The organism is Companilactobacillus farciminis KCTC 3681 = DSM 20184 (assembly GCF_002706745.1).
Classification (GTDB): domain Bacteria; phylum Bacillota; class Bacilli; order Lactobacillales; family Lactobacillaceae; genus Companilactobacillus; species Companilactobacillus farciminis.
In genome coordinates this window covers 2,344,513-2,356,564 of sequence record NZ_CP017702.1, presented here as the reverse complement: position 1 = coordinate 2,356,564, position 12,052 = coordinate 2,344,513, and the positions used below count along the sequence as shown (strand labels likewise).

The following is a 12,052-nucleotide window of genomic DNA, read 5'->3' as shown; positions in this document are numbered from 1 at the left end:
CATATCTCATTTTTATAATTTTATATATAGTTAAAGAAGATTTGACTATATATAAATGAGGTACGTTAATATGAAAATTAAAAAATACTTTTTCCCTAATATGATAATCAATCAAATGAATACGCAATTTAAACTTGAAATAGCAACAACTAAAAACAATCAAATTTTAATGGAACAAATGAAACTAGCTCATCAAAATGTGGAACAGTTCCTGATGGATGTTAATCGACAATTCTCGCCATTTGCCTATGATTCTTTGGTATCAAGGTTTCAAAGAGGAGATAAAACGCCGCTACAAGAATCGAGTGACTTTGCCATGATCTATAATTCAACTGTTTTGGCAGAGCAGATGACTGATGGAATTTATACGCCATATTTTGCTGGCAAGTACGATCCAACTAATTTAGTTCAAGCATGGGCTTTGGAACAGGCTTTTAATAAATATGTAACGCCGTTATTAAAGAATTCTGATATTGAAGGAATCTGGTTGAGTAACGATAAACAAATTAAAGTTGCCACTAGACCGGATTCAGACTTTAAATGGGCAATTGATATCAATGATTCTACTAAAGAAGAACCTGTAACAACTTATTACTTGCAAAATGGTATTATCGCCATGTCTGAGAACGGTTTTGAGTCAGTCCATATGAATCTTAGCGATATCAAACAAACGATTGTCGTCGGCCAAAATATCGTTGAAGCAAGCGTTTGGGCGGAAGTTGGTCTGTTGACAACAGTGACTAAATTTGAAGATTTCGTAGAAGCTTATGATTTGTCAGGTTTGGTAATGGATAAGGAAGAAATCCCACTAATTTTTAGTGACGGTGAAATCAAAACTAATGAAAAGAAAATATCTTAACATCAAAAAAGGAGCCTCTTAATATGTAATCTTTCTACATTAAAGAGGTTCCTTTTTTTGTCTTATTAAAATGAGATTATTTTAGTCGTCCCATTGTTCAACTTCGTCTTTATAACCATCAGGGTTGCCACTCCAGAAGAAGCCACCATACCAAAGACTTCTTTTATCTGTGTCAAAGCCATTGATTTCTTTCATGTCGGCGTCACTTAGTTCGAAATCGTAAACATCAGCGTTTTGGACGATTCTTTCTTCGTGAACTGACTTAGGAATGGTAATAATGCCATTTTGTAAGTCCCAACGTAAAATAACTTGAGCGACTGACTTGTTGTATTTGTCAGCAATCTTCTTGAGTCTAGGATCACCTAGAACTGAGCCACCGCCAAGTGGAGACCATGCTTCAAGATGAATGTTGTTTTCATCACAGAAGTTCTTGATATCAACTTCTTGGCAAAGTGGGTGATATTCCATTTGGTTAACTGCTGGTTTGATTGAGCAGTGTTGAAGAATATCCTTTAATCTTTCAATATTGAAGTTAGAAACACCAATAGCACGGGCTTTGCCTTCTTTATAAATGGTTTCCAAAGCACGCCATGTTTCTAGGTAAGTTCCATCAACTGGCCAGTGAATCAAGAGTAGATCTACATAATCAGTTTGTAGTCTCTTTAATTGACCTTCGAAGTTGTCGAGTGTTGATTGATAACCTTGGTCACCGTTGAAGATCTTAGTTGTTAGGAAAATATCTTCACGTTTGAGACCATTGTCTGCAAAACCTTTTTGTAATCCTTCGCCCACACCAGCTTCGTTACCATATTGTTTAGCAGTATCAATTGCTTTATAGCCATGTTTTAATGCCCATTGGACGGCTTGAGAAGCGCCAGAGTTGTTGACCTTCCAAACACCCATACCTAATTGGGGCATTTTAACACCATTATTCAAAGTTACAGTAGAATCTAATTTTAAATTCATGTCTAACTAACCTCCTATAACTATAATTTTAACTCAAATATTAGTTTGATACTTGGAAATAGACTGTGCATTTGGTATAGTTCAATTGTATACGCTGTCATAACGACGTTTTATATATTGCGGGAGAAGGTCCTTTTCTAAATGGAAGATAAATTTACAGATATTAATGAAATAAAAACGAAGATCATTAATTTATCGGCGACTCTGAACTTACCTAAAGGTACAGAGGCGTTTATTAGTGATGTCCACGGGAATGACGATAAATATTTGAATATCATTCGCAGTGGTGCCGGCAATATTAGTCGTAAAGTTGGCGAGTTATTCAATGGTCGCTTAACAATTCCTAATCAGCAAAAATTGGTCTGCTTAATTTATTATCCCGAAGATATTTTGAAAAAAATCACTCCCGACTTGGAAGGCAATGATTTGGAACAGTGGTATATGGACACAACGAATCAAATGATTGAGGTCTTACGATACGTTGCTGAAAAGTATCCTCAAAATGTAATCGATCAGTCGCTTGATACGAAATTTCTAGATATTTCTGAAGAGTTAGTCTTTGGTAATTTGAGAGCGGAAGATAAGCGTCAGTACTATCGTGAAATGGTCAAACAATTGGTTAAATTAGGTTTAGCGGATGAATTTATTATTTCTCTTTGTCACGCTATCCAGAAGTTAGCTATCGAGAGAATCCACATTATTGGCGATTTGTACGATCGAGGTCCTAATCCTAATAAAATTATTAATCATTTAACCGAAACGTGGCAAAACTTTGACTTTGAGTGGGGCAATCATGATATTTTGTGGTTGGGAAGTATGGCTGGTTCCAAGCTGTGTATGATAAATCTGATTAGAATCAGCGCCCGTTATCATAATTTGAAATTGTTAGAAGACGTCTATGGAATCGACCTAACTTCAATGGTCAAGTTTGCAACGAATCGTTACGTGCCATTGCCTAATTTTGAACCTAAAGTTGCTTGGGCGGGAATGACTGATGAGGAAAAAGATATTGATAACTGTATTCAACAAGCTGCAGCCATCATGGAATTTAAATTGGAAGGTCAGGCAATTAAGCGTCGTCCAGAATTTGGGATGGATGATCGACTATTGTTGGATAAATTAGGTTTGGACAAAACCACCGTTACGATAGATGGGAAAAAGTATCATATCGAAAATGGCTGTTTTCAATCAGTTAATCCAGGCGACCCTTATCAAATTACGCACAGTGAGCGAGTAGTTTTGATTGATCTGATCAACCAATTTATTCAATCAAATAAGTTAAACGAAGACATGTGGTTCGTAGCTGATAATGGTGGAATGTACCTTGAGCATAACGGCAACTTATTATTTCACGGCTGCATTCCAGTCGATCAAAAAGGGAATTTTTTGTCAATGAAGATTGGTGGCAAAGAATACGCTGGTAAGGAATTCCTAGATTACAGTGAATATATTGTCAAAGATGCTATGAGACACCCAACGACAGCCGATTGCTTTAATTCAGATTTTCTTTGGTACTTGTGGGAAGGCAGCAATTCACCTTTATTTGGCAAAGATAAGATGACAACTTTCGAACGCTATTTTGTTGATGATGAAAAACTTCAAGAGGAAACGCCCAATCCTTTCTTTGATTTGTGCAACGAAGAATGGTTTGCCAATAGGATTCTTAGAGAATTTGAATTAAGTACTCGAGGACATATCGTTAACGGTCATACGCCGGCTAATGAGAATGCTAATCCAATCATGGCTGATAAGAAGGTTATCGTAGTCAATGGAATGTTCGATGCTAAGCATAATTCTAAAATTGGTGGACATACTTTGCTATACGATTCTTATGGGATGCGTCTAGAAACTTTGAAACCATTCGCTAATAAGAATAAGTCGATTGCGGAAATGTCTGATGTGGTAATCGATAAAGAAATCGTTGAACATTCTTCTGAACGTCGTACGATTAAAGATACTGATTACGGTAAAAATATTCAGAAACAAATTAAACATTTACGTGAATTTTGTTAAAAAAAAAAAGCGATTCATATCTTATAAAATAGATATGAGTCGCTTTTTAGTAATGGGAATTAAGCATTTCCTTTTGCCTTTTGATCCTTTTTCCAATTGTCTTTGTCATCGTCCCAGTGTTCTGACAAGGCGTGCTTTGGCAAGATTAAGTTCAAAACAATACCAACAACTGTAGCTACACCAACACCGGTAAATTGGAAACTACCGATTTGTAAATAGGCATTACCAATACCGATAACTAAGATAACTGAAGCAATCATCAAATTACGTTTTTCGTTGAAGTCGACTTTGTTGTCAACTAAGATTCTCAAACCACTTGATGAAATAACTCCGAATAAGACGAAACTGATACCACCGATAACTGGTCCAGGGATAGTTTGGATCAAGGCACTCAATTTACCAACGAATCCAAACAAAGCAGCGAAGACGGCAGCACCGATAACAACGTAAACACTGAAAATCTTATTAACGGCCATGACACCAATGTTTTCACCGTATGATGTCACAGGGGGACCACCTAGAAAGGCAGCAACGATTGAAGCTGTACCATCACCAGCTAGAGTTTTGTGAAGACCGGGATCTTTGAAGAAGTCACGACCAGTCAATTCGTCTAGCACCATGATGTGTCCCAAGTGTTCCGCCATCGTTACGAAAGCAATTGGTGCAAAACTCAAGATAGCGCCCCAATAAATTTTCTTAGGCATGTAGTTAGCAAACATAATATCAAAGGCAGGTAATTTGAACCAAGGTGTAGAAATAACTTTTGAAAAATCAACGATACCTAAAGCAACGGCTAGAATGTAGCCCCCAACGATACCTAAAAGAATAGCAATATTACTCCAAAATCCTCGTAAAACCATGTTCAAAATAACAGTTAAGAATAAAGTGAACATAGCGACACCAAAGTAAGTTAAATCGTAGTGAGAACCGTTCATCATGGCGTTGTTAGCAGCACTTCCAGCAACTGACATACCAATGACGATAACGATTGGTCCAACGACGATAGGTGGCAAAGCTTTGTCGATCCAATCGGAACCAACGAAACCGACGATCAATGAAACAATCAAGTAAACCATACCAACGGCGATAGTACCTTGAGCGACACCGGCATAACCAACTGTCTTCATTAAGGAAACCATCGGCACAATGAATGAGAAACTAGAACTCATGTAAGCTGGAATCTTGCGATGAGTAATCAAAATATGAATAATTGTTCCGACACCAGAACTAAAGAGGGCAATACTAGGATCTAGTCCAACTAGTAACGGTACCAAAACGGTGGCACCGAACATTGAGAATAAGTGCTGTAAAGATAAAAAGGCCCAACTGCTTAGTGGTGGCTTTTCGTAGACGTCTAAGACTGCGTCTGGATTGCGGTACTGCTGATCATTTGTAGCCAAAAGAAACATCTCCCCTAAATGTATTTTTGCAAAAAAATAGCCCTCTATCCCGTGTATGCGAAATAAAAGACTGAACGTGTTTCCTTATTAGCCTCACGGGACCAATATTTAAAGGACTATATTTGATTGCTTTCACTATAATTGAGTTGCAAAGCAAAGTCAATAATGAAATACTAAAAGAAGAATTTTAAGCGCTACCAAGAAGGAGATATTATGGTCGAATTATACATTGTAAGACATGGAGAAACAGATACTAATTATGAAAATCGTATCAACGGGATGTCTACTGATAAACCCTTGAATGCCAATGGTATCAAGCAGGTTGAAACTTTAGAAAAAAATATCGATATTAATGATTTTGATGAAATTTATTCAAGTCCTCTAAAACGTGCCGCTCAAACTGCCGAAATTTTGAACCAAGGCGTTCACGAAATCAAATTGGATAAGCGTCTTTGTGAAGGTGATTACGGTTCATGGGATGGTGTTAAAGCAACTGAATTGGAGCCCAAATATCCTGATGCGTTTGATGAAAACCATTATTTAGCACCTAAATATGCTGATTATGCTGAAAATTGCGAACCATTTGAACACGTTTATAAGCGAGTAGATGACTTTTTGAATGATATGGCCAAAAAAGGCGACGAGAAAATCATGGTCGTTTGTCATGGATTCGTTAGTCGTGCTATCATGAAAGAAATTACTGGAATCGAAGATATTTCACAAATCATCCAACCAGCTAATGCCGGAGTTTCCAAATACATGATTTCCAACAGTGGCAAGCGTTATCTCATGTATTATGGACGTGCTAATAATCTTGATTAAGAGGTAAATTATGAGTCTGACTAATAAAGTTCCCCAAAAAGATGTTCAAAAGACTTTCAATAATATAGCCGGCAACTATGACAAACTAAATTCCATTATGAGTTTAGGGACTCATCAAAAATGGCGTAAAATCGCTACAGCAAAGATCGATAATGGACCAGATATGATTCTTGATCTCTGTTGTGGGACAGCCGATTGGACGATAATGTTGGCCCAAAAATATCCACATGCCAAGGTAGTCGGTTTAGACTTTAGTTCCGAAATGTTAAAGATTGCCCAAACAAAAGTTGCGGCTTCGAATTTAACTAATATTGAATTAATGTCAGGCAACGCCATGGATTTGAATTTTTCTGATAAGAGTTTTGATGTGGTGACGATTGGATTTGGTTTGCGTAATGTACCGGATGCTGATCAAGTGTTGCATGAGATCTTTCGTGTTTTGAAACCAAATGGACAATTGATCTGTTTGGAAGCTTTTAAGGTTCAAACGCCAGTCGTCAAATTAGGTTGGCAAGTTTATTTCAATCACTTGATGCCTTTAATGGGAAAGGTTTTTGCTAAAAGTAAGTCGGAATATCAGTATTTGGACGACTCAGTTAATAAATTCGTTAGTATCAAACAGCTAGCGCAGATGATGCAAGATACAGGTTTTGACGATATTGAAGTCTCTGACTTAATGTTGAAGGCTGCCGCGATTCATTCCGCAAGAAAATAGACACGAAAAAAGAACACCCGGGGAAGGTGTTCTTTTAATTTTTAGGGGATTAAATATATATGTTATAGGGGGGATGAGATGAGATTTCGTATCTCTCATCTACAATTAATACTATACTTAATAAGTGTGAACCAAATATTTTGAAATTGTGAAGAAAATGTGAAGATTAGTTTTTTTATAAAAAAAGCTGCATTTATCATGATGTAGCAAGCTAACAATCCAAATCAGGAGTGATCTTTATGTCAAATATTAGAGATGTTGCCAAACTTTCCAAGCATTCTGTTTCGACAGTTTCTCGAGTTATCAATGATCGAGGTTATGTTGCTGCCAAAACTAGAGCTGAGATTATTGATGCTATGGAAGAATTAGATTATCACCCTAACGATGTTGCCCGTGCTTTAAGTACTGGTCAAACGCATACGGTTGGGGTTGTTTTGCCATACATTAATATCCCATATTTTCAAAAACTAGTCGCTGCGATCACTCGAGTAGCATTCAAGGAAGACTATCAAGTGATTTTATTGCCATCTGATTATAACGAAGAAAATGAGATTAAATATTTGGAAATGCTAAAGCACCACGCTTTTGATGGGATTATTTTTACTTCCCGAGCTATTTCTTTTGAAAAAATTCTCGAATACAAACAGTATGGACCTATCACTTGTTGTGAAGATACCTTTGATTACCCAATTTCTTGCGCTTATACGAATCGGGGCCAGTCATTTATTGATGTTTTCGAAGTTTTGCAACAACATAATTTTGACCATATCGGCGTTACAGTCAGTCGTAAAGAATCTTCAAGCCAGTCGACTAAATTAATTAAACACGCTTACCACCAAGTTTTTGATAAGAAAATCGATCAAGACCACGTCTACAATAAAGCCAAAGATTTCAAAGGCGGCAATCTCGGTGCCCAATATTTATTAGAGCAAGATCCTGACTTACAAGTGATTTTTGCTAATAGCGATCAAGTTGCAGCTGGAGTAATTCAACAATTAATTAAGATGAAGAAAAGAATTCCAGTTATCGGTCAAGAAGATTTGGATTACAGTCGTTTGATGGATTTTTCAACAGTTGATCATAAATTGACTGAAATTGGTGAATATGCTTTTTGGTCTATCTTTGAAAAAGATGTTGTGAAGAAGATGATTCCTTCAGAATTGATTTTACGTGGATCATTAAAAGAAAAATAAACAAGCAAAAAGGGCATCCTTAATCAGAAAGGATGCCCTTTTTAGGGGATTTTTTTGTTATAGGGGGGAAGATAAAAGTATAGTCATCTTTTATCAATTTTTGATTTGTTACAGGCTTATCAGAAAATAGTTTAAATATTCTTTATTACGTAAATCATGGATAGCCCTGTTTATAGATAAGTCTCTTTTAATTTTATAAATTCTTAAGTCCTTTTGTAGTAAATGAATACTACATCCCATGAGAGTAGAAAAATACCACTCTGCATATATCAGTATAGCTTATTTTATGTATAACTACTACTAGCAGATACCTAAAATACATAAAAAAACACCTCGGGGAAAGGTGTTTTTTAAATTAGGGGATTAAATATATATATGTTATAGGGGGTGAGAAAAGGGATTTATTACATCTCTCATCTACAAGTTATATAGTACTTTATTAATATGAAAAATGTATTTATAAAATGTGAAGAAATTGTGAAGGTATAATTGAAATTGTGCTCCAGACTAGATCCTGGTTTTATTCTTTATTTCTTTGCTATGGAGGACGGAATGCTACAATAAAAAAAGAAGTCCGACCGTGCCGAACCAAACTCGGTAAGTCAGACTCCACTGAAAAGTCGAAGTTAAATTGATATTTTAGAAAACATTAGTCAATATCAATGTGATGTCCTGATTCAACTTTCTTTTCCAATTTTGGAAGGTCAACTTCTAGAACACCCTTGTCATAAGTAGCTTTGATACTCTTTGAATCAACTGCTGGCAAGTGATATTGTCTCATGTAACGGCCACTTGAACGTTCACTCATAATCATGTCGCCGTTCTTATCGTTGTGGTCGTTAAAGCTATCACGATGACCACTGATTGTTAGTACGTCATTTTCATAATTGATGTCGATATCTTTCTTATCAAAATCAGGCATATCTACATGAACCTCGTAGTTTTTATCGGTTTCTTTAATATCAGTCTTCAATGTTGAATCTTCTGGGAAATTGTTGTCAAATATGGATGGAAAATTGTTCATCCAAGAATCATTGTTGAACCAATTTCTCATTAAATTGTTACGATCCATAATTTCATTTGTCATACTGTGTTACTTCCTTTCCCTTCATTACAAATACATTGTAAGACCGATTTAGGTGAAGATTCAAGAATTTAGCACTCTAGATTGCCGAGTGCTAAAATTAGAAAAAGTTCTATAAATAATAAATTATTTTATGTGATATAATTAACATGAAAAAAAGAGGGTTAGTTAAATGACTAAACTAATTTTGAAACGTATCTACGACAAGGAATTACCAGAAGGCTATCGAATTTTAATTGATCGTCTATGGCCACGTGGAATGTCTAAGGTCAGAGCCAAACTTGATCTTTGGGCAAAGCAGATTGCCCCGTCAGCAGAATTGAGAAAATGGTTTGGACACGATCCTGAAAAATATACTGAATTCAAGAAAAGATACTTGGAGGAAATTGATCAGAATCCCTATACACCTGAATTCCTAGCGGAAATCAAGTCAGCTTTGCAAAAACAAGATGTTTTGATTCTATACAGTGCTAAAGACGAAGAACATAATAATGCGGTAGTTCTCATGGAATATCTAAATAAAAAAATTTAAATATTGTAAATGAGGGTAGCTAACGAAATGGAAGAGTTCGATTTACAGTCTTTATTATCTAGCAATGAAAAATTAATAATACGCCTGCTGCAGTCATATGCTCAAACTAATGACATAGCGGTTTTTGTTCTGGGGAATGATGACCACTTGCAAGCAGGCATTTTTGGCGAGCTTTCAGAAAGCGCTTTATTGATCCGAAAAGATAAAAAAGCGGATTTATCCAAATTAAGTGTTAATAAATACAAGTATCATATTGAATACGCTGATTCGCCAATTCGGATTTCACAATTAAACCAAAGAGTCGGCAAGATTTGCGTGGCTAAGGATACACCTGAAGCTAGTCCCAAGCGATTGGATTTAATGCAGAAATTGAATGATCAGGTGGTCTACTTGCGTTGTATGGTTGAAGGAATATCCAAGCTAATTATTGAAAATCGTGGCATCGATGACTTTATTATTAAATATGCTTTAGATGTCAATGATGCTATAGATGATTTAGACGACAGCGACGGCAAAGCTTTGCAACAAATCAAGACGATGTCGACGTCAAATGCTTCCATTATTTCTGCAATAGAGTATATTGATAGTAACTTAGATAAAAGATTAACGTTGGATCAAGTTTCAAGTAAGGTTTATCTATCAGATTATTATTTTAGTAAACTGTTTAAGCGAGAGACGGGATTGAGCTTTTCAGTCTACTTGAATGCACGTAAGATTCAAAAAGCTATGCTCTTATTAAAAGAATCCGATAAGAGTATCAATGATATTTCCGATTCCTTAGGTTTCACTAGATTGAGCTATTTTAGTCAAACCTTTAAGAAATATACTGGGGTGGCACCAACGAAATATCGTACCGAGGGTAATAATTAGAATAATTATTAAAAAAAATTGAGGTAATCTTCTTAAATACAAGAGAAGATTGCCTTTTTTTATTAAAAATATTGTAGTAAGATTTAAGCTTAGTGTAATTCATTTTACGCAAATTAAGGGGTAAATTTTCATGAAAAATGTCTTTAAAAAGGAATCGGTAGCAACATATTTAAAAGCTGATTCTAGACTTACCAAGACTCTTGGTGCAAGGGATTTATTGTCACTCGGTATCGGAGCGGTTATTGGTACAGGTATCTTTATTTTGCCGGGACATGAAGCGGCGTTACACGCTGGACCGGCAGTTACAGTTGCGTTTTTGATTGCGGCGATTGTTTCCGGGTTCGTCGGGATGGCGTATGCGGAATTTTCATCAGCTATGCCAGTAGCCGGATCAGCGTATTCGTTTGGAGCGGTCATTTATGGCGAAATTATTGGCTGGATTCTTGGCTGGGCTTTGATTTTGGAGTATTTCTTGACAGTTTCTGCTGAAGCAGTTGGATTTGCTTCGTATTTCAACAACAATATCTTAGGAGCCTTTGGGGTTCACATGCCAAAGTTCTTAGCGGCTGGACCTTTGGAAGGTGGAGTTATTAATATTTCAGCGACTTTGATTGTTTTGTTGATAGCGTTCATTATCCTGCAAGGTGCTAGTTTGTCGAAAAAAGTCGAGAACGTGGCGGTATTGATCAAAGTAGCGATTATTATTTTGTTCATCATCGTTGGAGCTTTTTATATCAATACTAAGAATTACGTACCATTCTATCCTAAACAGTTCCACACTGAACCATTTGGAATGGGTGGAATTTCCACTGCTACAGCGACAGTCTTCTTTGCCTTCGTTGGTTTCGATGCTTTAGCAGCCAATTCTGCAGAAACTATCAATCCCAAAAAAGATGTCGTTCGTGGGGTTTTAGGTACCGTGGTCGTGGCAGTTATTTTGTACGTTGGTTTCTCCTTTGTCTTAACTGGAGTGGTCAATTATAAAGAATTAAACGTTGATGATCCGGCTGCCTATGCTTTGAAAGTAGTTCACTTGGATACTTGGAATAAATTGATTACTATTGGCGCTTTAGTGGGAATTTTCACGTCATTATTAACGATGTTCTTTGGTGGCTCACGTTTGGTTTATGCCTTAGGACGTGACGGTTTGTTGCCAGAAAAGATGGGTGAAGTTGATGAAAAATTCTCTGTGCCTAGAAATGCTGTTCTATTGGCAATGGTCGTTCAGGCTTTCTTTGCTGGATTAGTACCATTGACGGAGTTGACTTCCTTGATCAATGCCGGAACTTTGTTGGCCTTTGTCTTCATATCGTTTGGAATAATCCCCTTGCGAAGAAGAAAAGATATTCCCAATGACGGGTTCAAGATGCCTTGGTATCCAGTCTTGCCAATCTTTGCCGGACTTGCCAGTATCTATTTCTTATTCATGTTGCCAACGATTTCTAAAATCAGTGTTGGTCTTTGGATCACTATTGGAATTATTGTCTATTTCGTTTACGGATTAAAACATTCAAAATTACAAAATAAATCACATTAATTAGAAGATAACCGATAGAAGCTTATTCTATCGGTTATTTTTTGAAAATGAATATTAGAGA

At 36.4% G+C, this 12,052-nt stretch carries 11 protein-coding genes; 8 read left to right on the top strand and 3 right to left on the bottom strand.

Going from position 1 to position 12,052, the window contains the following annotated elements; translation table 11 throughout:
• Positions 1 to 70 precede the first annotated feature (70 nt).
• A complete protein-coding gene (locus LF20184_RS11690; RefSeq protein ID WP_010018201.1) occupies positions 71 to 859 on the top strand; it encodes an FAD:protein FMN transferase in 789 nt (262 codons plus the stop codon).
• Positions 860 to 940: 81 nt separating this feature from the next.
• Here LF20184_RS11690 and LF20184_RS11685 read toward each other — a convergent pair whose 3' ends face one another.
• Positions 941 to 1,825 carry an aldo/keto reductase gene (locus LF20184_RS11685; protein WP_010018202.1) on the bottom strand — a complete coding sequence of 295 codons (885 nt, stop codon included), beginning with the start codon at positions 1,823 to 1,825 and terminating at the stop codon, positions 941 to 943.
• 141 nt (positions 1,826 to 1,966) lie between these two features.
• On the opposite strand from LF20184_RS11685, the gene LF20184_RS11680 reads away from it, so the two are divergent.
• A complete protein-coding gene (locus tag LF20184_RS11680; RefSeq protein WP_010018203.1) occupies positions 1,967 to 3,838 on the top strand; it encodes a fructose-bisphosphatase class III in 1,872 nt (623 codons plus the stop codon).
• Positions 3,839 to 3,897: 59 nt separating this feature from the next.
• On the opposite strand, the gene LF20184_RS11675 is transcribed toward LF20184_RS11680, so the two are convergent.
• On the bottom strand, positions 3,898 to 5,247 hold the full coding sequence (locus LF20184_RS11675; protein WP_050783066.1) for a solute carrier family 23 protein: 1,350 nt from the start codon (positions 5,245 to 5,247) through the stop codon (positions 3,898 to 3,900).
• A gap of 204 nt (positions 5,248 to 5,451) precedes the next feature.
• Here LF20184_RS11675 and LF20184_RS11670 point away from each other — a divergent pair, with 204 nt between their 5' ends.
• The 3 genes from LF20184_RS11670 to LF20184_RS11660 all read left to right on the top strand — a co-directional run bounded on the left by LF20184_RS11670 (position 5,452) and on the right by LF20184_RS11660 (position 7,968).
• Positions 5,452 to 6,060, top strand: coding sequence for a histidine phosphatase family protein (locus LF20184_RS11670; protein ID WP_010018205.1), 609 nt, complete (start codon positions 5,452 to 5,454; stop codon positions 6,058 to 6,060).
• Between the two features lie 10 nt (positions 6,061 to 6,070).
• A complete protein-coding gene (gene ubiE, locus LF20184_RS11665) occupies positions 6,071 to 6,775 on the top strand; it encodes a bifunctional demethylmenaquinone methyltransferase/2-methoxy-6-polyprenyl-1,4-benzoquinol methylase UbiE (RefSeq protein ID WP_010018206.1) in 705 nt (234 codons plus the stop codon).
• Positions 6,776 to 7,014: 239 nt separating this feature from the next.
• A complete protein-coding gene (locus LF20184_RS11660) occupies positions 7,015 to 7,968 on the top strand; it encodes a LacI family DNA-binding transcriptional regulator (RefSeq protein WP_010018208.1) in 954 nt (317 codons plus the stop codon).
• A 649-nt stretch (positions 7,969 to 8,617) separates the two neighbouring features.
• Here the strand turns inward: LF20184_RS11660 and LF20184_RS11655 are convergent.
• Complete coding sequence (locus LF20184_RS11655; protein WP_010018210.1) at positions 8,618 to 9,055, bottom strand: Hsp20/alpha crystallin family protein; 438 nt, start codon at positions 9,053 to 9,055, stop codon at positions 8,618 to 8,620.
• 169 nt (positions 9,056 to 9,224) lie between these two features.
• Between LF20184_RS11655 and LF20184_RS11650 the strand changes: the two genes are divergently transcribed.
• The 3 genes from LF20184_RS11650 (at position 9,225) to LF20184_RS11640 (ending at position 11,991) form a co-directional block, all read left to right on the top strand.
• Positions 9,225 to 9,584 (top strand): DUF488 domain-containing protein, encoded by a 360-nt coding sequence (locus tag LF20184_RS11650; protein ID WP_010018211.1) that lies wholly within the window; start codon positions 9,225 to 9,227, stop codon positions 9,582 to 9,584.
• A 27-nt stretch (positions 9,585 to 9,611) separates the two neighbouring features.
• The gene (locus LF20184_RS11645) at positions 9,612 to 10,454 is read left to right on the top strand and encodes a helix-turn-helix transcriptional regulator (protein WP_081454065.1); all 843 of its coding nucleotides are present in this window, start codon (positions 9,612 to 9,614) and stop codon (positions 10,452 to 10,454) included.
• A gap of 130 nt (positions 10,455 to 10,584) precedes the next feature.
• Positions 10,585 to 11,991: an APC family permease gene (locus LF20184_RS11640; protein WP_010018213.1), complete on the top strand. Its 1,407-nt coding sequence runs from the start codon at positions 10,585 to 10,587 to the stop codon at positions 11,989 to 11,991.
• The last annotated feature ends 61 nt before the right edge of the window (positions 11,992 to 12,052 follow it).